Here is an 18,491-nt window from a genome sequence, read left to right as displayed (position 1 = left end):
GCCCAGCCGATCCAGGCCGATCAGTTCGGTCAGGCCGCGAAGCCGAGCGTCCGGGCGATGACCATGAGCTGTACCTCGGTCGTACCCTCGCCCAGTTCGAGCACTTTAGAATCACGATAGTGCCGGGCGACCGGGTTTTCGTTCATGAAACCGTAACCGCCGAAGATTTGGGTGGCGTCACGGGCGTTGTCCATAGCCGCTTCGCTGCCGATCATCTTGGCGATCGACGCCTCCATCTTGAACGGGCGACCGCTGATCATGGTGAGCGCCGCGTCGTAATAGGCGAGGCGCGCGCTGTGCACACGCGCTTGCATCCGCGCGAGTTTGAACGCGATGTGCTGGTTGGATCCGATGGCGCGGCCAAACACGTTGCGGCTCTTGGCGTAGCGCACCGACTCCTCGAGGCAGCCCTGGGCCGCTCCGGTGCAGAGCGCAGCGAAGGCGATTCGACCCTCGTCGAGGGTTTGCACGAAGTTGGCGAAGCCGCGGCCACGCTCACCGAGCAGGTTCGCCTCGGGTACGCGCACATTGTCGAAAAGCAGCGGATGCGTGTCGGAGGTGTGCCAGCCGACCTTGTCGTAGGCGGGAAGCACGGTGAACCCGGGTGCCGGTGTCGGCACCAGGATGGCGGTGAGTTCTTTCTTGATCGAGCCGTCGCCGCGGGTCGATTGGCCGGTGACCGCGGTCACCGTGACCAGTCGAGTGATGTCGCTGCCGGAGTTGGTGATGAACTGTTTACTGCCGTTGATCACCCATTCGCCGGCCACGAGTTCTGCCGTGGTCTTGGTGCCGGCGGCGTCGGAGCCGGCATCCGCTTCGGTGAGACCGAAGGCGGAGAGTGCCTTACCGCTCGCGAGCAGCGGAACCCACTCCTGCTTTTGTTCCTCGGTGCCTCGACGGTATACCGGCATGATGCCAAGTCCCACGCCGGCTTCGAGGGTGACAGCGATGCTCTGGTCGACGCGCCCGAGTTGTTCGACGGCGAGGCAGAGCGAGAAGTAGTCGCTGCCCTGGCCGCCGTATTCTTTCGGGAACGGCAGGCCGAACAATCCCATCTCGCCCATCTGGTCGATGATGCCGTAGGGCAGGCTGCGCTTGGTGTCGTACTCGTAGGCGGCGGGCGCGACAACCGTGTCGGCGAAGTCGCGAACCTGGTCGCTGAGGGCCTGCTGGGTGGGGCTGAGTTCGTAGCTCATTGTGGGTCTCCCTGGTCTGGGTGGGTACTGATGCCGGGTTCGGCAGCGGGTTTCGGGATTGCGGGGTCGGGGGTGCCGGGTTGGCGGGTGACGGGTTCGGGGGTGACGGTCGCGACGATCTGGTCGAGGCGCACGAGGTCGCCGGGAGTGACGGTGATGGTGACGGTGCCCGGCTGGTTTGCCACGAGTTTGTGCTCCATTTTCATGGCCTCGATGGTGGCGAGGGTCTGCCCGGCGACCACCCGGTCCCCGGTCGTGACCGGCACGGACACGACCGTGCCCGGCATCGGGGAGCGCACCTCGGGGGGCACCGTGCCCGCAACCCGATCGCGCCCGGCGAGCAGCTCGGCCAGTTGTTCGGCGCGGCTGGGCAGCCCGAGATCAAACACGACACCGTCGTGACCGAGGTGCAGGTGGCTGGTCGTGCGTGCCAGGTCGTACCGGCGCGTCACTCCCGCGAACTCGACTCGAACCCGGCCGACATCCACAGCCCGGATGCTACCGAGGGCCGGCGGGTGCTCGCCGACGGTGACGGATGCTGCGTCCGGTTCCCCAAGAACGCTCACGGTGACGACACCGCCACCCGCAGCCGCACCGCCCGCACCCGCACCACCCGCACCCGCACCAGCCACACCGAGCTGGTAGCGGGTTGGACGGTGCTCACCGAGTCGCCATCCGCTCGGCCGCTCCCAGATCGACGTCTTGGGCTCGGCGGCAACATGAAGCAGCAGGGCTGCGGCCGCGAGCACGTGGTCATCGGCCTGCCTGAAGGCCAGATGCGGCAGGGTGCGCTCGATCAGACCGGTATCGAGCTGGCCGGCACGCACGGCGGGTTCGTGCAGCAGCAGGCGAAGGTATTCCAGATTGGTATGTACGCCGAGCACGAGGGTGTCGGCGAGGGCACGGTCGAGGCGGGCGATGGCGGTGGCCCGGTCGGGACCCCAGGCCACGACCTTGGCGAGCATCGGGTCGTAGGCGCCGCCAATCTCCAAGCCCGGTAGGAGTGCACTGTCGACGCGAATTCCGTCGCCGACGGGCTCCCGCAGGGCCAGGACCGTGCCGGTCATCGGCAGAAAGTCGCGGTTTGGGTTTTCGGCGTAGACCCGCGCCTCGATCGCATGCCCACTGAGGCATATGTCGGTCTGTGCGAGGGTAAGTGGCTCCCCCGCGGCGATGCGCAGCTGCCAGTCGACCAGGTTGACGCCGGTCACGAGTTCGGTGACCGGGTGCTCGACCTGCAGACGGGTGTTCATCTCCATGAAGAAGAACTCGTCGGGGGCGTTGGCGGCGACCAGAAACTCGACCGTGCCGGCTCCGCGATAGTCGACGCTACGGGCGGCGGCGCAGGCGGCCTCGCCAATGCGTGCCCGGGTGGACGCGTCGAGCAGCGGTGACGGGGCTTCTTCGATGACCTTTTGGTGGCGGCGCTGCAGCGAACACTCCCGTTCGCCGAGGTGAATGACGGCACCATAATTGTCCGCGAGCACCTGCACCTCGATGTGGCGGGGCGTGGCGACGAGCCGCTCCAGAAAAAGGGTGTCGTCGCCGAACGCGCTCGCGGCGATGCGACGGGCGGTCACCAGGGCATCGGCGAGGAGCTCGGCGCCCTCGACGATCTGCATGCCCTTGCCACCGCCTCCTGCTGACGGTTTGATCAGCAGCGGATACCCCACCTCAGCCGCGGCCCCGATGAGCTCCTCGTCGCTGAGCCCGGGGCGAGCGATTCCGGGAATGATCGGCACCCCGAAGGCGGCGACGTGGTTCTTGGAGCGGATCTTGTCACCCATCACGGCCAGCGCGTTGACGCTCGGCCCGATGAACACGATGCCGGCGTCGGCGCAGGCCTGCGCGAAGGCCTGGTTTTCGCTGAGGAACCCGTAGCCCGGGTGAATGGCCTGGGCGCCGGTCTGCGCGGCGGCGGCGAGAAGAGCGTCGATGCTGAGATAACTCTGGGCCGGGGCGGCGGGGCCGATGCGCACCGCCGCATCCGCTAGCTGCACGTGCCTGGCCCCACGATCGGCGTCACTGTAGACGGCTATCGAGCGGATGCCCCGCTCGCGCAGGGTGCGCATGATGCGGCAGGCGATCTCGCCGCGATTGGCGACGAGCACGGTATCGAAGGCGGAGTTCTGGGGCATCAGCTCACATCCGAAACAGGCCGAAGGCGGGATCGGGCAGGGCGACGGCGGCGCATACTTCGAGGGCAAGACCGAGTACGGTGCGGGTGTCGGCCGGGTCGATAACGCCGTCGTCCCAGAGCCGAGCAGTCGAGTAGTACGGGCTGCCCTGCTGCTCGTACTGCTCAAGGATGGGTTTCTTGAACGTCGCCTCGGCCTCGTCCGACCACTTTTCCCCACGCGACTCGATCTGCTCGCGTTTAACGGTCGCGAGCACGTCGGACGCCTGCGGGCCACCCATCACCGAGATGCGGCTTCCCGGCCACATCCAGAGGAAGCGCGGCGAGTAGGCGCGGCCGCACATGGAATAGTTGCCGGCGCCGAAGGACCCGCCGATGACGACGGTGAGTTTGGGAACGCGGGTGGTGGCGACGGCGGTGACCATTTTGGCGCCGTGCTTGGCGATGCCGCCGGCCTCGGCGTCCGTTCCCACCATGAATCCGGAGATGTTCTGCAGAAAAATGAGGGGAATGCCTCGCTGGTCGCACAGTTCAATGAAGTGGGCGCCCTTCTGCGCCGATTCGGCGAACAGGATGCCGTTGTTCGCGACGATGCCCACAGGATGGCCGTGCAGGTGGGCGAATCCGGTGACGAGGGTGGTGCCGTATTCCTTCTTGAATTCGTGGAATTCGCTCGCGTCCACAAGCCGGACGATGACCTCACGCACGTCGTAGGGCTGCTGCACGTCGACGGGCACGGCGCCGTAGAGTTCGTCGGCGGGGGCGGTCGGCTCGCGCACCGGCAGCACCGGCCAGGCCGATGAGGCGGGCGGCGGCAGGGTTGCCACGATGTCGCGCACGATCTGCAGGGCGTGGTCGTCGTTCTCGGCGAGGTGGTCGGTGACGCCCGACACTCGGGAGTGCAGGTCGCCGCCGCCCAATTCCTCGGCCGAGACGATCTCGCCGATCGCGGCCTTGACGAGCGGCGGTCCGCCGAGAAAGATCGTGCCCTGGTTGCGCACAATCACGGTTTCGTCGCTCATCGCCGGAACGTAGGCGCCGCCAGCCGTGCACGAGCCCAGCACCGCGGCGATCTGAGGAATGCGGGCCGCGGACATCCGCGCCTGGTTGAAGAAGATGCGACCGAAGTGGTCGCGGTCGGGAAAGACCTCGTCTTGCCGCGGCAGGAAGGCGCCGCCGGAGTCAACCAGGTAGACGCACGGAAGGCGGTTCTCGAGGGCAATTTCTTGGGCACGCAGGTGCTTCTTGACCGTGAGCGGGTAGTAGGTGCCGCCCTTGACGGTGGCATCGTTGCAGATGACGAGCACGGGGCGGCCGTGAACGAGGCCGATTCCCGCGATGAGACCGGCGCCGGGACTGTCGTCGTGGTACAGCCCGGTGGCGGCGAGCGGGGCAATTTCGAGGAAGGGGCTGCCCTCATCGAGCAGCCGGTCGACGCGCTCCCGCGGCAGGAGCTTGCCGCGGGCGACGTGCCGCTGCCGGGAGGCCTCGGGGCCGCCGAGCGCAGCAGTGGCGAGGCGCGAGCGGAGATCGGCGACGAGGGCGCGCTGCTCGGTGTCGTTGGCGCGAAAGGTCGGGGCGCTGTGGTCGAGCTCACTCGTGAGTGCGTGCATCGCCGGCTGAGTCTCCTTCGACTTGACGCCAATCACAGTTAATGATTGGTAACTCAGATCAGGTTAGCTAGTATTAACTGAAATGTCCAGCGTTCAGAGAAGCACACCGCGCAGTCCAACAACTCCGCGCAGTCCAACAACTCCGCGCAGCCAGGCTAAGGCCGACCGGCGGAGCGCCCTGCTGCGCGCGGCGGCTACCCTGTTTGCCCGATCGGGCTTCAACGGTGTCTCGATCGAAGACCTCGGTGCGGCCGTCGGGGTGAGCGGACCGGCGGTGTACCGCCACTTCACCGGCAAGCAGGCCGTGCTCGCCGCCCTGCTCACTGACGTGAGCGAGGATCTCGTCGCCGGGGGCGGTTCGGTCGTCACGGCGACAACGGATGCCGCGGCCGCCCTGCGCGATCTCGTGCGTTTTCACGTGAACTTCGCCCTGTCGAACCCCGACGTGATCCGCGTGCAGGACCGTGACCTCGACAGCCTGGCCGAGTCGGACCGGCACCGCGTGCGAGTGCTGCAACGCGAGTACGTGGAACTCTGGGTACGGGTGTTGCAGCGAGTGCACCCCCCGGTCGACGAGGCGCAGCTGCGCATTCGCGCCCACGCGACCTTCGGGCTGTTGAACTCGACGCCGCACAGCGCGCGCGCCTCAGCGCAGCCCGCCGTGCGCGCCCTGCTCGAGGAGATGGCGCTCGCGGCCCTCGGCCTGACCGGGGACTAAGTTTCTTTGGCGAGCCGACCTTCACCGGTCCGTTCGAGCAGCTTAGAACGCGGCCGTACAGACGCAGAGCTCGTTGCCCTCGACGTCGGTGAGCACCCACCAGTCTGGAGCGTGTTCGTCGGTGAGCAGCACACCACCGGCCTCGAGCACGGCCGCGACCCGATCCTCGGCATCATCGCTGGGAACGTAGACGTCGAGGTGGATACGGTTGCGATCAGTGCGGGAGATTTCCATGTGCTGAAACCAGACCTTGGGGGCGAGGCCACGCGGGTCGACCAGCTCAACGCCGTCGTCGCCGGCAACCTCGATGTAGCCGAGGCCGACCCGCCAGAACGGGCGAACCGCGTCCGCGTCGGTGCAGTCGATGGCAATGTCGTAGCGGGTCGGCCGCGCGTCGCTCGCAGTGGCGCCGAGGGTGTCGGCGATCTGCTGCACCCGGGCCGCCAGATCAAGGTCGCGCGCGGTGACTCCCCCGACGTCGTGGGACGTCAGGGTGAGTGACACCGTGCCGTAGCCCAATCGCACGTCGGGGTGGTGATTCATGGCCTCGGCGACCTCGCCCACCCGGTTGACAAGTTCCAGAGCCGACGCGAAGTCTTTGGTGCGGAACGTGGCGTGCAGGCATCCGTCGAGGTGCACGAAAGCCGTCTCCGCCAGCTGCTTCGTCGTCGTGAAAGGGGCGAGGAGTGCGCCGTGAGCATTCATGACTCCACTCTGCTCCGCCCCCGCACCCCAGTCAACCGCTAGACCATGGTCAGAACCCGGGCGGGATTGGCGAGGACAGTTCCGATGTCGGCCAGAAAGCGTGAACCCTGCTCGCCGTCGACCAGGCGGTGGTCGAATGACAGGCTGAGCGTGAGCACCTTGCGCAAGGCGACCTGCCCACGATACTCCCACGGCTTGGAGCGGATGGCGCCCAGTGCGAGAATCGCCGCCTCCCCCGGGTTGATTATCGGCGTACCGGCGTCAATGCCGAACACCCCGATATTGGTGATGGTGATGGTGCCGCCGGACAGCGCCGCCGGGGTCGTCGTGCCGGCCCGGGCCGCAGCGGTGAGCTCGGCGAGCGCGTCGGCGATGCCGCGCAGGTCGAGGCGGTCGGCATCGACGATGTTCGGCACGAGCAGCCCGCGCGGCGTCGCCGCGGCGATGCCGAGGTTCACGTGGTGGAACTGCACGATTTCCCCGGCCGGCTCGTCCCACCGGGTGTTCACCGAGGGGGTGCGGCCCACGGCGAGACAGAGCGCCTTGGCCACCACGGCGAGGATGCCGATCCCGGCGTCGGCGAAGTGCCGGTCGGCGCGCAGAGCATCGAGCAGCTCGAGGGTTGGTGTGACGTCGACGGTGAGAAACTCGGTCACGTGCGGCGCCGTGAACGCGCTCTGCACCATGGCCGCAGCGGTGAGTTTGCGCAGGCTCTTGATCGGTGTGCGGGTCTCGCGCACCCCGACGTCGAGACTCGTGGCCGACGTGGCCCGGCCGCCCGTTGTCGTCGGGGGGGCCCCGTGCAGGGCGCGCGCCGGCACCGACTCGGTGCTGTGGGCACGCACGTCAGCGCGTGTGATCAGGCCGTCGCGACCGGTTCCGGTGACGGTGTTGAGGTCGATTCCGAGGTCACGGGCCAGGGCCCGTACCGGCGGCGTCGAGCGCGGCCGGTCCCCAGCGGATGCGGCGGCGGGCTGTTCGGTAGGGGTCGCGGCGGGCTGTTCGGCGGGCTGTTCGGCGGGCGTCGCGGCGGCCACAGGCTGGTCAGCCTCGGCTGACGGTGCGTGGTCGGCCGCGGGCTGATCTTCCGGCACCAGTGGACCGCTGCCCGGGCGAGCCCGACGCTGGGGGTGGCCGCCGCGCTCCACCGTCGGGCCGTAGCCGACCAGGTTGGCCTCGCGCTGCTCGGCCGGAGCGGAGTCCGAAGCCGACGCTGCGGCCGACGCTGCGGCATCCGTTGGTGGAGCGGAAGCGGGCTCGGCGGCGCCGCCGATGTCGAAGGAAACGATCGGTTCGCCGACGCGCACGACCACGCCGGCCGGCTGGTGCAGCACGCGCACCACTCCGGCGAACGGGCTCGGCAGCTCGACCACGGCCTTGGCCGTCTCGACGTCAGCGATGTGCTGGTTGAGCGTGACCTCGTCGCCCGGCGCCACGAGCCAGGCCACAATCTCACTCTCGGTGAGCCCCTCACCGAGGTCGGGCAGCTTGAATACCTTGATCATCGTCGCCCCATGACCCGGTCGACGCCGTCGAGAATGCGATCGAGGTCGGGCAGGTGGTGGCTTTCGAGCTTGGCCGGCGGGTACGGCACATCGAAGCCGGTCACCCGCACCGGCGCAGATTCCAGGTAGCTGAAACAGCGCTCGGTGACGGTCGCGATGATCTCGCCGCCGAGTCCGCCCGACTGGGCCGCCTCGTGGGTCACGACGAGACGCCCGGTCTTTCGAACGGATGCCTCCACCACCGCGTAGTCCACCGGTGACAGTGAGCGCAGGTCGATGACCTCGATCGAAACGCCCTCATCGGCGGCGGCGAGCGCCGCGTCCCGCGCGGTCGACACGAGCGCGCCATAGGTGAGAAGGGTGACATCCGTTCCGGGGCGCACGATGACGGCCTGCTCCATCGGAGCCCCCAGCTCGGGCACGACCTCGCCCTTGACGTGGTAGCGGCGCTTGGGCTCGAAGTAGAGCACCGGGTCGTCGCTCGCGATGGCCTGCCGAATGAGGCTGTAGGCATCCTGGGCGTTGGAGACGGCGATCACGCGCAGGCCGGAGGTGTGGGTGAAGTAGGCCTCGGGCGATTCGGAGTGGTGTTCGGCCGCTCCGATTCCGCCGCCGAACGGCACCCGAATGGTGATCGGCATGCGCACGGCACCCTGGGTGCGGTAGTGAAACTTGGCTACCTGGCTGACAATCTGGTCAAAGCCGGGAAATATGAAGCCGTCGAACTGGATCTCGCAGACCGGGCGGTAGCCGCGGTAGGCCAGGCCAACGGCGGTGCCGATGATCGCGGATTCGGCGAGCGGCGTGTCGATCACGCGGCGGGCGCCGAACTGGGCGAGCAGGTCGCTCGTCACGCGAAAGACACCGCCGAGGGCACCGATGTCCTCGCCGAGCAGCACGACCTTGGGGTCATCGAGCATGGCTTGGCGCAGACCCTCGTTGATGGCCTTGGCCACGGTGAGGGTCGTCGTTTCACTGAGCGGGCTGGGTTGCGGCGCGTTGAGGCCGGGCACCGTCGACACGATTGAGGGGGTCATCAGGGTCGTCATGGTCATCGTCCTTCTCCAGGCTGATCTGAACTTCCGAAGCTCGTGAGGTACCCGGCGTAGTCGGTGCGCTGGCGCTCGAGGGTGGCGTTGGGGGTGGCGTAGACGTGGTCGAATACGCTGAGCGGCTCGGGGTCGGGCATGCCGATGCAGCCCGCGCGCAGCTCGGCGGCCGCAGCATCGGCGAGGGCCTGGGTGGCCGCCTCGACCTCGGGGGTGATCTCACCGAGCTTCGTCAGCAGCCGGTGCAGGCGCACCAACGGGTCGCGCGTCTTCCACTCGGCGAGTTCGGCCGGGTCGCGGTAGCGGGTGGGGTCATCCGCTGTGGTGTGTGGCCCCATGCGGTAGGTGACCGCTTCGATGAAGGTGGGGCCATCGCCGGCTCTGGCGCGATCGAGGGCGATGCGGGTCGCCGCCAGCACCGCGATCACGTCGTTACCGTCAATGCGCAGGCTGGGAATGCCGAAGCCCGGCGCGCGATCGGCGATGTTGCGGTGCGCCTGCACCCCGACCGGCTCGGAGATGGCCCAGTGGTTGTTCTGGCAGAAGAAGATCACCGGGGCCTGGAAACTCGCCGCGAAGATCAAGGCCTCGTTGACGTCGCCCTCGCTCGTGGCGCCGTCACCGAAGTAGGTGATGGCGACGGAGTCGACCTCGTCGCGCTGGGCGCCGAGCGCCCAGCCGGTGGCGTGCAGGGTCTGCGCGCCGATGATGATCGCCGGGGTGGCCATATTGACCGTGTACGGGTCCCAGCCGGACTGGGCGTTGCCCCGCCAGACCCTGACGATATCGGTCAGTTGAACGCCGCGGCAGTAGGCGACCGCGTTCTCGCGGTAGCTCGGAAAGACGAAGTCGTCGTTGCGCAGGGCGCGAGCCGAGCCGACCTGGGCGGCCTCCTGGCCGAGCAGTGGCGGCCACAGGCCCAGTTCACCCTGGCGTTGCAGGGCGGTCGCCTCGGTGTCGATGCGGCGGACCACGACCATGTCGCGGTAGAGGGCCAGCAAAGCCGGCCCGTCGAGATCGGAGACCCACGGGTCGAAGTCGGGGCGGGAAATCCGCTCGCCGTCAAGCGAGAGAAGCTGCACCAGCGGGGGGGAAAAATCAATCATGGTTCGCTCCGAGCGTCATTGCTAAAGTTGTCGTGAGCCTATGTCGAGGCAACAGGGAGCACAACCGCTGTCAGAAATAGTGAGCAGAGTGCCCTATTCAGGCTCGCCAGACCGTGTTAATGTTTTGCACTATGTACAGCCTTGACAAGACCGACACGAAGCTCCTCCAAGCGCTCTCCGCCGACCCGCGCAGCACCTTTGTTGCGCTCGCCGATACCCTGGGCCTGTCACGCAACACCGTGCAGGCCCGCATGAAACGATTGGAAGATTCTGGCGCCTTTCTCGGCTTCGATCGCCGCATCAATCCGGCCGCCCTCGGCTACCCGTTGACCGCGTTCATCGAGGTACACGTGCAGCAGAAACGGCTCGCCCAGATCGTGCTCGACCTTGCGCTGATCCCCGAGATCGTGCAGGCGCACGGTATGAGCGGGCAGGCCGATCTGCTCGTGCGGGTGGTCTGCACCGACGCCGCCGATCTGTTTCGCATCGACGGCACAATTCTTGCCTGCAACGGTGTCGAGCGCACCGAGACCTCGCTCGCGATGGGCGAGGTCATCCCCTATCGGCTCACACCGCTGCTGGACCGACGCGGGTAGGCAGTGCTCGCCTCTCGATCTATTTGCTAAATTCTTCATATAGTTATATAAAGAAGTAATGAAGTTACTTGCGCTGGTAGTATTGCACTCAACCAGACGCACCGCAGAATCCGTCGCCTGCCCTTCACCCTTCGACTTCGCGCTCCCCACAGAAGGCACCAGCTTCGTGAACATGCATGCACACCGGGGACTCGTATGAGTTTCCTGCGATTGGCCACGCTTATTCGTCACGGCGCTCGCATCGCCGAACCGGCACCATTGGCCCCGCCGCTGTTTGAGGGTGCGCAGGTCTTCGGCGGCAGCGTGCAGGTGCGTTTCATCAATGCTGGCGGCTGTAATGACTGTGCGCTTGAAGTGTCCGCCGCGTTCGGCCCGGTTTACGACGTGGAACGCTACGGCGTGCGCCTTGTGCCTTCGCCGCGGCACGCCGACGTGCTGCTCATCGTCGGCAGCGTGACCCGCAACATGGCTGAGCCGCTGCGCCGCACCATCGAGGCCACCCCCACGCCCCGGTTTGTGATCGCGGTCGGTGACTGCGCCCTGCACGGTGGAGCCTTCCGCGACGGCTATGGCATCATGGGGCCCGTGTCGGACTTCGTGCACGTCGACATCGAGGTGCACGGCAGTCCGCCGGAGCCGGCCGACATCGTAGAGGCCCTGCGCAGGATGACCGGCCGATGACCGGCATCGGCGCAGGACTGCTCCTGCAACTGGGCCTCGGCGCGCTGGCCGTGGTGAGCGCCCTCGCGGGGGCACCGTCTCTGCGGTCGCGGGCGGGCGGCATCCTCTGCACCCTGATCGCGGTGACCGGTTTTCTGACCGGACTCGCCGCCCTGCTGGGCGCCACCGGCGGCCTGCTCATTCCGATCGCGCTTCCGATGGACCCGCTGCTGCTGGCCCCCGATCGTCTCGGCGGCCTGTTCATGCTCATCGTCTCCGGCGTCGGTATTCTCGTGTCGCTCTACGCCATGAGTTCCACCCGCGGCCCCGACGCGAGCCGTACCGCTTGGGCAGCCATGCCGGTGTTCCTCGTGGGGATGCAGCTCGTCCCAGCCGCGACAGACTCGGTCTCGTTCCTGCTCGCCTGGGAAATCATGACCCTCGGCTCGACCGTGCTGCTGCTCGCCGACCACGCGAGCCGCGCCACCGTCGCCTCCGCCGGCATCTGGTACTCGGCAATGTCGCAGCTGAGCTTCTTCTTCATTCTTGCCGGATTCGCCGTGCTCGCAGCCGCGTCGAATGGTACGAGCTTCACCAACCTGCAGGCGATTGAACCCGGCTCAGGGCCGGCGAACGTGGCCTTCGTGCTGTTCCTACTCGGCTTCGGCGGTAAGGCCGAACTCGTGCCGCTGCACGTCTGGGTGCCCCGGGTGTTGCCCGAAGCGCCCAGCCACGTCTCGGCCGCGATGAGTGGCGCCATGGTCAAGATCGGTGTCTACGGCGGTCTGCTGGTCTGCGTGCGCCTGCTGCCCGACGGCCCCGCCTGGTGGGCCATCGCGATCATGTTGGTCGGTGGCGCATCCGCTCTCTACGGCATTCTGCAGGCCTCCGTATCGAGCGATCTCAAGGTACTGCTCGCCTACTCGACGACCGAGAACATGGGCCTGGTCTTTCTCGGACTCGGCGCGAGCATGCTGCTGCGCGGGTACGACGCCACGGCGGCAGCGGATGCCGCGCTCGTCGCCGCCCTGCTCCTCGCCGTCAGCCACGCCGCGTTCAAATCGACGCTGTTTCTCGGCGCCGGTGCCATCATCCACGCCACCGGGGAACGCAACCTCGACCGGCTCGGCGGGCTCGGCGCACGCATGCCGGTGACCGCTTCGGCGTTCGGCATCGCGAGCCTCGGCGCCGCCGCCATCCCGATCACGAGCGGTTTCGTCGCCGAGTGGATGCTGCTGCAGTCACTCATTCACGGCGGTCGCCTTGACGGGGCGGTCGTCTCGGTCGCGGCATCCGTTGCCATGCCCCTCGCCGTTGCCGTGATCGCGCTCACCGCCGGCCTGGCCCTGCTTACCTTCGTCAAGGCCTACGGCATCGCCTTCCTCGCGCGTCCCCGCAGCGTTGAAGCCGCGGATGCCCGTGAGGTGCCGCCGCTCATGCAACTCGCCCTGGCCCTCGGCGCCCTCTCGGTGCTCGCCCTCGGGCTGCTCCCCGGGCCGATCGCCGCGCTCGTGGCGAACACGATCAGCTCGAACCCCACCGTCGCGGTGCAGTCGGTCGGCCTCGGCGGCGTGTCACTTCCGGGCATCGGGGCGGTCCTCGACCCGATCATACTCGTCGCACTGTCGGCCCTCGTCGCCATCCCGGTGATCGTGTCGATCATCGTGTCGGCTCGCCGGCATCCCCATCGCACCATTGACCTGCCATGGGGTGGCGGCGGCTCCCGAGCACGGCCGCGCATGCAGTACACCGCGACCTCCTACGCCGAGCCGCTCGTGCGGGTCTTCGACGACGTGCTCAAGCCGTCGCGCGACGTGCAGGTCACCCACGTGGCCGAGTCCCGCTATCTGGTGGAACACGTCCGGGTGGAACAGCGTGTCTCGGATGTCATCGAAACCCGGCTGTATCGGCCGGTGCTCAACCTGTTCCAACGCTACGGAATCGTCGTGCGCCACGTCGCCAACGGCAGCATCCACCGCTACCTGTCCTATTCTTTTGTTGCTCTCCTGATCGTGCTGATTGTGGTCTCGCTATGAACGCCCTCGGTACTCCCGCCACCGTCGCGCTGGCCCCACGCGAACTGAGCGCGGTGTCCCTGTGATGGCCGCCGTCAGCGCGATCATCATCGCTCTCGTTCAGGTTGTGCTGTTCGTCTTCCTCGCCCCGCTGCTCATCGGTGTGATCCGCCAGGTGCGGGCCACGATCGAAGGACGCGCCGGCGCCGGAATCTGGCAGCCCTGGCGTGACGTGCGCAAGCTGCTCGTGAAGAACCCGGTGCGCGCCGCCGACAGCAGCTGGATGCTGCGGGTCGGCCCGGTAGCCCTGATGGTCTCGAGCCTCCTGCTCTGCGTGCTGCTGCCGCTCGTGGGCACCATCCCGTTTCCATCCATTCCAAGCGATCTGTTTGTCATCGTCTCGGTCATGCTCATCGGCGTGGTCGCGCTCGCCCTGGTCGGGCTCGACGGCGGAACGGCATTCGGCGGCATGGGCTCGAGCCGGCACATGACCGTCGCCGCGCTCGTCGAACCGACACTGCTGCTCTCGGTCTACGCCCTGTCGATCCCGGCTGGAACCAGCACCATCTCTGCCATCGTCGAAACCCGGCTGTTCTCCCCCGAGGTCATCATCTCGCCGGTCAGCGTCCTCGCCCTCGTGGCACTGTCGATCGCGATCATGGCCGAAACCGGCCGCCTGCCGGTGGACAATCCGGGCACCCATCTTGAACTGACCATGTTGCACGAGGCAATGACCCTCGAAGCGAGCGGACGCGACCTGGTCTGGCTCGAAGTCGGCTCCTGGCTGAAGCTCGCCGCCCTGCTCGGACTGGTCAGCAACCTGATCGCGCCGTGGGGCGTCGTCACCGATTTCAGCGCCCTCGGCCTGCTGATCGGCGTCGTCAGCATCGCCGTGAAGGTGCTCGTACTCGGCGTGCTGCTCAGCGTCGGCGAGATCTTTCTGGCCAAGGTGCGCCTGTTCCAGGTGCCCGAGCTACTCGCGGGCTCCTTTGCCCTCGCCTTCCTGGCCGTCACCGCCTCCTATCTGGTCGCCTGAGGAGCATCCGTCGTGTTCGAAACGTTCTATCCGCAACTGATCGGCCTCTGCACCGGCGCCCTGCTCCTTACGAGCGCACTCATGGTCTGGCGTCACTCCCTGCTCGCCTCGATCCGGTTGCTCGCCCTGCAGGGCGTCGCCCTCGCCGCGCTCGTCGCGGTGATCGGCATCGCCGAGGGCGAATCCGAACTCGTGCTCGTGTCGCTGCTGATTCTCTCGGTCAAGGGCATCGGCCTTCCCTGGGTACTCGCACACCAGTCCAAAGCGTCGATCAAGCAGATTCAGGAGTCCCCCAGGCTCAACCCGACCGCCGCGCTACTCGCCGTCACCCTGCTGACCATCCTCAGCTACGTCGTGGTCAGCCGCGTCTTCGGCCTCGGCGACACCACGACCGGCCACGCCGCACCGATCGGCCTCGCCATGGTGCTCATCGGCTTTCTGCTGCTGATCAGCCGACGCCGCGCCCGCTCGCAGCTCATCGGCTTTCTGCTGCTCGATAACGGCATTGCCACGATCGCGTTTTTGACCAGCGGCGGCGTGCCGATTCTGCTCGAGTTCGCGGTCTCCCTCGACGTGCTGCTGGTCGTTCTCATCCTGCACGTGTTCGCCGGCCGCATGCGCACCAAGTTCGGCGGCACCGCCGTCGATCAGCTCAGAGAGTTGCACGATTAATGTCTGTTGTTCTGTGGATTCCCTTGGTCGGCCCCCTCTTCTTCGCCGGTCTCAGCCTGCTGCTGCGTACCTCGGAGCTTCGCCGTTTCGTCGGTGTTGCCGCCTCGAGCGCGGTGCTCGTCTCGGGACTGTTCCTGGTCAGCGCGGTACTGAACGGCACCGTGCCCGCCAGTGGCGGCGGCATGCTGCGCGCCGACGCCCTCTCGGCCTACATGCTCAGCGTCGTCGGAGCGGTCGGGCTCATCTCGACCTGGGGCGGCCTCAGCAGCGCCGCATCGAGCCGCACCAAGGACGCAGCCGGCTACGAGGCGCTCCTCGCCCTGTTCCTCGCCGCGATGTCGCTCGCCGTACTCGCTGACAGCATCGGCCTGATGTGGGCCGCCGTCGAAGCCACAACCATCGCCACCGCGTTCCTGGTCGGCCACCACCGCACCCGCCGGTCCCTCGAAGCTGCCTGGAAATACGTCATCCTCGGCTCGGTCGGTGTGGCTATCGCACTGCTCGGCATCGTGCTGATCTACGCCGCCTCGGTCGGTACCGACACCCCAACCCTGTCCTGGTTGCTGCTGAGCCAGTCCGACCTCGGCCTCGACCCGGCGCTCATTACGGCCGGCGGCGCCCTCGCCGTGCTCGGTTTCGCCACCAAATCGGGCCTCGCCCCGATGCACAGCTGGCTACCGGATGCCCACAGCCAGGCCCCGGCCCCGGTCTCCGGCCTGATGTCCGGCGTGTTGCTGTCGGTCGCGCTCTACGCCATCCTGCGCATCCAGTCGATCACCAACCTCGTGATCGGCCCGGAGTTTCTGCGCACCATGCTCAGCATCGGCGGCCTGCTGTCGCTGCTCGTGGCAGCCTCCCTGCTCATTCGGCAACGCGACTACAAGCGGATGCTCGCTTACTCCAGCATCGAACACATGGGCCTCATGGCGATCGGTGTGGCCATCGGCCCGGCCGCCCTCCCGTCGGTGCTGCTGTACATTCTCGGCCACGGCCTGATCAAGGCGACCCTGTTCGTGATCTCCGGGCGAATCCTCAAGGTCGAGGGCACCCCGGTGATCTCCGATGTGCGCGCCCTGCTGGTCCGGCGACCTGGCCTCGCCGTGCCCTGGCTCATCGCCATGGCCGCCATCGTCGGCTTTCCCCCGTTCAGCATCTTCTTTTCCGAGGTCGGCATCATCATGGCCGGCTGGTCGGTGGGCCTCGGCGTCGTCGTCGGAGCAGCTCTCGTGCTGCTGCTCGTGATCTTCGCCGCGTTCACCCGTCTGACCGTGCAGATGACCATCGGCGCTCCCCCGCACGACGTTGCGTTCACGCCCGACTATTCGGCCCACGGCCCGCGCCTGCCGATCATCCTGGCCCTGGCGACGACGGCCGCGGTGGCCTTCGTCGCCGAACCGGTCGGCGCCCTTCTCCTGCAGGCCACAGCCGTTCTCGGAGGTTCCAACTAATGCGTGACGAGCGAACACCAGAAGACCTGACCGCCGCCAACCCGGCCGCCAGTCATCCCATCCCTGGCGGCCGGGCGGCTGGCGGAGCCGAACTGCGCCACCTCGACCGGGCACAGCTACCGGCCGCCGCTGGCGCGTTGCTCGACTCCGGCAGTCGCCTGGCCCTGGTCGCCTGTCACGAAGACGACGATGATTTTCGCATCGTGTACTCCTTTGTCGGCGCGACCCCGTCGCTACGCGCCGAGCTGTCGGTCAGCGTTCCGCGGGACGACGCGTGGATACCCAGCCTCGCCGAGATCTCCCTATCGGCCGGAAACTTCGAGCGCGGAATACGCGACCTGTATGGCGTTGTTCCTCTCAACCACCCGCAGCCGCACCGCCTGGTGCGGCATGGCCACTGGCCGCGCGGCTGGTACCCGATGCTGCGCGCCAACACCGTCGTGCCCGAGTTCGAGCCCGACGTCGAGTCATTCCCGTTCGTGCCGGTGGAGGGCCCCGGCGTCTACGAGATCGCCGTCGGTCCCATCCACGCCGGCATCATCGAACCCGGACACTTTCGATTCTCGGTCGTCGGTGAAACCATCGTGCGCATGGAAGCCCGTCAGTGGTACCTGCATCGCGGTGTCGAGAAGGTGTTCGAGGGCAAGTCCGCGGCCGAAGGGGTGTTCCTGGCCGAGCAGATCAGCGGCGACACCGCCGTGGGCCACTCCCTCGCCTTCGTCATGGCCGTCGAGCAGGCCGCCGGTATCGAGGTCTCCGAGCCCGACCGGCTGCTGCGTGCCCTGCTGCTGGAACTGGAACGCCTCTACAACCACGTGACCGACCTCGGCTCCCTCGCCAACGACGTGGGCTTCGGCATCATCGACGCCCACGCCCAAGGGTTGCGCGAACAGCTTCTGCGCATCAACAAAACGGTCACCGGACACCGCCTGCTCCGCGGCGCCCTCAGCGTCGGCGGCACCCGGGTGAACGCGCTCCCCGATGCGGCCGACCTGTCCCGCATCGCCGCGGCCATGGCCGAACTGGCTGGTATCACTCTCGGCCACGCCATCGTGCGCGGTCGTTTCAGCGGCACGGCCCGGCTCTCCACCGCGCGCGCGACCACGATCGGAACGCTCGGGTACGTCGCCCGGGCGTCCGGCATCGATACGGATGCCCGCAACGAGCATCCGTTCGTCAACCTCGGCGAAGCCTTCCACGTCGTGATCGAGGACGGTGGCGATGTGCTCGCTCGGTACACCGTGCGCGCCCGCGAGGTCGAGGTGTCGACGGCGGTCGCCCTCGACCTGCTGCGTCGGCTGCAGGGCCACACCGGAACCGCGTTCAGCGTGAACCCGACCACAGCCGGCACCGGGCTCGCCCTGGTCGAAGCGTGGCGCGGAACGGCGACCCACCGGGTCGAGCTCGCCGCGGACGGCACGCTCGCACGGGTGAAGGTCGTCGACCCGTCCTTCCTGAACTGGCCCGCCGTGCCGGACGCCCTGTCGGAGACGATCGTTCCGGACTTTCCGCTCGCCAACAAGAGCTTCAACCTGTCCTACGCGGGAAACGACCTGTAGACCGGGTTGCGCCCGGGCGGAACTACTCCTGCTCGAGGTGGCGGAGCAGGGCGTGTGAGTCGGTGAGGTTGGCCATGACCATGCGTTTGGCGGCGACGAGCAGCTCGGCCGCATCGGTGCCCCGCACCGCGTAGAAGATCGTGTTGCCGTCGCGCCGGGTGGTGACGACGCCGGCCCGGCGAAGCACGCCGAGCTGTTGGGACAGATTCGACAGTTCGCAACCGATGGCCTCGGCCAGGCTACCCACCGATCGTTCACCGGCTACGAGCTGTTCCAATACCTGCACGCGCAATGGATGCCCGAGCGACTTGAACAAGTCAGACTTGAGTTGGGCGGCGGGCAGACCAGAACTTAGCACAGCTTTATTATATAGCTAGTTTCTAATTCTTTCAATTAGTTAGCCGCTGCGTGGATCAGCGGGGTCGACCGGGCAGATGCTGCGCGGCACGTCGCGGACGCAGCATCTGTCGGTGGTT

Annotated in this window: 16 protein-coding genes; 8 read left to right on the top strand and 8 right to left on the bottom strand. The window is 67.3% G+C overall.

The genetic code is table 11. The annotated features are described in order from the left end of the window. Positions 1-29: 29 nt before the first annotated feature. The 3 genes from IWX77_RS12915 to IWX77_RS12905 are packed head-to-tail and all read right to left on the bottom strand — an operon-like array spanning position 30 to position 4,946. The gene (locus tag IWX77_RS12915; RefSeq protein WP_196844914.1) at positions 30-1,196 is read right to left on the bottom strand and encodes an acyl-CoA dehydrogenase family protein; all 1,167 of its coding nucleotides are present in this window, start codon (positions 1,194-1,196) and stop codon (positions 30-32) included. Beyond that, a complete protein-coding gene (locus IWX77_RS12910) occupies positions 1,193-3,334 on the bottom strand; it encodes an acetyl/propionyl/methylcrotonyl-CoA carboxylase subunit alpha (RefSeq protein ID WP_196844913.1) in 2,142 nt (713 codons plus the stop codon). Before IWX77_RS12910 ends, IWX77_RS12915 begins: the two co-directional genes overlap by 4 nt. Before the next feature lie 4 nt (positions 3,335-3,338). Beyond that, on the bottom strand, positions 3,339-4,946 hold the full coding sequence (locus IWX77_RS12905) for a carboxyl transferase domain-containing protein (protein ID WP_196844912.1): 1,608 nt from the start codon (positions 4,944-4,946) through the stop codon (positions 3,339-3,341). A gap of 82 nt (positions 4,947-5,028) precedes the next feature. Here IWX77_RS12905 and IWX77_RS12900 point away from each other — a divergent pair, with 82 nt between their 5' ends. Further along, the gene (locus IWX77_RS12900; protein WP_196844911.1) at positions 5,029-5,664 is read left to right on the top strand and encodes an SACE_7040 family transcriptional regulator; all 636 of its coding nucleotides are present in this window, start codon (positions 5,029-5,031) and stop codon (positions 5,662-5,664) included. A 42-nt stretch (positions 5,665-5,706) separates the two neighbouring features. Here IWX77_RS12900 and IWX77_RS12895 read toward each other — a convergent pair whose 3' ends face one another. The 4 genes from IWX77_RS12895 to pdhA are packed head-to-tail and all read right to left on the bottom strand — an operon-like array spanning position 5,707 to position 10,029. Then, on the bottom strand, positions 5,707-6,369 hold the full coding sequence (locus tag IWX77_RS12895) for a 4a-hydroxytetrahydrobiopterin dehydratase (RefSeq protein ID WP_196844910.1): 663 nt from the start codon (positions 6,367-6,369) through the stop codon (positions 5,707-5,709). 38 nt (positions 6,370-6,407) lie between these two features. Then, positions 6,408-7,874 (bottom strand): dihydrolipoamide acetyltransferase family protein, encoded by a 1,467-nt coding sequence (locus IWX77_RS12890; RefSeq protein ID WP_196844909.1) that lies wholly within the window; start codon positions 7,872-7,874, stop codon positions 6,408-6,410. Next, a complete protein-coding gene (locus IWX77_RS12885) occupies positions 7,871-8,929 on the bottom strand; it encodes an alpha-ketoacid dehydrogenase subunit beta (RefSeq protein WP_297414674.1) in 1,059 nt (352 codons plus the stop codon). The genes IWX77_RS12890 and IWX77_RS12885 overlap by 4 nt, the downstream gene beginning before the upstream one ends. After that, positions 8,926-10,029, bottom strand: coding sequence for a pyruvate dehydrogenase (acetyl-transferring) E1 component subunit alpha (pdhA, locus tag IWX77_RS12880; RefSeq protein WP_196844908.1), 1,104 nt, complete (start codon positions 10,027-10,029; stop codon positions 8,926-8,928). The genes IWX77_RS12885 and pdhA overlap by 4 nt, the downstream gene beginning before the upstream one ends. 131 nt (positions 10,030-10,160) lie before the next feature. Between pdhA and IWX77_RS12875 the strand changes: the two genes are divergently transcribed. From IWX77_RS12875 to IWX77_RS12845, 7 genes are all read left to right on the top strand, one after another. Further along, positions 10,161-10,625: an Lrp/AsnC family transcriptional regulator gene (locus IWX77_RS12875; RefSeq protein WP_196844939.1), complete on the top strand. Its 465-nt coding sequence runs from the start codon at positions 10,161-10,163 to the stop codon at positions 10,623-10,625. Between the two features lie 195 nt (positions 10,626-10,820). After that, positions 10,821-11,306: an NADH-quinone oxidoreductase subunit B family protein gene (locus IWX77_RS12870; RefSeq protein WP_196844907.1), complete on the top strand. Its 486-nt coding sequence runs from the start codon at positions 10,821-10,823 to the stop codon at positions 11,304-11,306. Continuing rightward, entirely contained in the window at positions 11,303-13,321 is a 2,019-nt protein-coding gene (locus tag IWX77_RS12865; RefSeq protein ID WP_196844906.1) for a proton-conducting transporter transmembrane domain-containing protein, read from the top strand. The genes IWX77_RS12870 and IWX77_RS12865 overlap by 4 nt, the downstream gene beginning before the upstream one ends. Positions 13,322-13,385: 64 nt before the next feature. Beyond that, positions 13,386-14,336: a respiratory chain complex I subunit 1 family protein gene (locus tag IWX77_RS12860; RefSeq protein WP_297414699.1), complete on the top strand. Its 951-nt coding sequence runs from the start codon at positions 13,386-13,388 to the stop codon at positions 14,334-14,336. Between the two features lie 12 nt (positions 14,337-14,348). After that, positions 14,349-15,008 carry a hypothetical protein gene (locus tag IWX77_RS12855; protein WP_196844904.1) on the top strand — a complete coding sequence of 220 codons (660 nt, stop codon included), beginning with the start codon at positions 14,349-14,351 and terminating at the stop codon, positions 15,006-15,008. Next, positions 15,008-16,456 (top strand): proton-conducting transporter transmembrane domain-containing protein, encoded by a 1,449-nt coding sequence (locus IWX77_RS12850; RefSeq protein ID WP_196844903.1) that lies wholly within the window; start codon positions 15,008-15,010, stop codon positions 16,454-16,456. The genes IWX77_RS12855 and IWX77_RS12850 overlap by 1 nt, the downstream gene beginning before the upstream one ends. After that, positions 16,456-18,015, top strand: a complete 1,560-nt coding sequence (locus tag IWX77_RS12845) for a hydrogenase large subunit (protein WP_196844902.1) — start codon at positions 16,456-16,458, stop codon at positions 18,013-18,015. The genes IWX77_RS12850 and IWX77_RS12845 overlap by 1 nt, the downstream gene beginning before the upstream one ends. 22 nt (positions 18,016-18,037) lie before the next feature. Here IWX77_RS12845 and IWX77_RS12840 read toward each other — a convergent pair whose 3' ends face one another. Further along, the gene (locus tag IWX77_RS12840; RefSeq protein ID WP_196844901.1) at positions 18,038-18,373 is read right to left on the bottom strand and encodes an ArsR/SmtB family transcription factor; all 336 of its coding nucleotides are present in this window, start codon (positions 18,371-18,373) and stop codon (positions 18,038-18,040) included. Positions 18,374-18,491: the final 118 nt, after the last annotated feature.

The organism is Cryobacterium sp. CAN_C2 (assembly GCF_015751745.1).
Classification (GTDB): Bacteria; Actinomycetota; Actinomycetes; order Actinomycetales; family Microbacteriaceae; genus Cryobacterium.
Note: the sequence above shows the minus strand (reverse complement) of the source record. Positions and strands in the feature narration are given on the sequence as shown.

Excerpts from the sequence above, each read along its gene's own strand:
- IWX77_RS12915 (WP_196844914.1), bottom strand. The coding sequence starts at position 1,196 with ATGAGCTACGAACTCAGCCCCACCCAGCAGGCCCTCAGCGACCAGGTT.
- IWX77_RS12910 (WP_196844913.1), bottom strand. The coding sequence starts at position 3,334 with ATGCCCCAGAACTCCGCCTTCGATACCGTGCTCGTCGCCAATCGCGGC.
- IWX77_RS12905 (WP_196844912.1), bottom strand. The coding sequence starts at position 4,946 with ATGCACGCACTCACGAGTGAGCTCGACCACAGCGCCCCGACCTTTCGC.
- IWX77_RS12900 (WP_196844911.1), top strand. The coding sequence starts at position 5,029 with ATGTCCAGCGTTCAGAGAAGCACACCGCGCAGTCCAACAACTCCGCGC.
- IWX77_RS12895 (WP_196844910.1), bottom strand. The coding sequence starts at position 6,369 with ATGAATGCTCACGGCGCACTCCTCGCCCCTTTCACGACGACGAAGCAG.
- IWX77_RS12890 (WP_196844909.1), bottom strand. The coding sequence starts at position 7,874 with ATGATCAAGGTATTCAAGCTGCCCGACCTCGGTGAGGGGCTCACCGAG.
- IWX77_RS12885 (WP_297414674.1), bottom strand. The coding sequence starts at position 8,929 with ATGACCATGACGACCCTGATGACCCCCTCAATCGTGTCGACGGTGCCC.
- pdhA (WP_196844908.1), bottom strand. The coding sequence starts at position 10,029 with ATGATTGATTTTTCCCCCCCGCTGGTGCAGCTTCTCTCGCTTGACGGC.
- IWX77_RS12875 (WP_196844939.1), top strand. The coding sequence starts at position 10,161 with ATGTACAGCCTTGACAAGACCGACACGAAGCTCCTCCAAGCGCTCTCC.
- IWX77_RS12870 (WP_196844907.1), top strand. The coding sequence starts at position 10,821 with ATGAGTTTCCTGCGATTGGCCACGCTTATTCGTCACGGCGCTCGCATC.
- IWX77_RS12865 (WP_196844906.1), top strand. The coding sequence starts at position 11,303 with ATGACCGGCATCGGCGCAGGACTGCTCCTGCAACTGGGCCTCGGCGCG.
- IWX77_RS12860 (WP_297414699.1), top strand. The coding sequence starts at position 13,386 with ATGGCCGCCGTCAGCGCGATCATCATCGCTCTCGTTCAGGTTGTGCTG.
- IWX77_RS12850 (WP_196844903.1), top strand. The coding sequence starts at position 15,008 with ATGTCTGTTGTTCTGTGGATTCCCTTGGTCGGCCCCCTCTTCTTCGCC.
- IWX77_RS12845 (WP_196844902.1), top strand. The coding sequence starts at position 16,456 with ATGCGTGACGAGCGAACACCAGAAGACCTGACCGCCGCCAACCCGGCC.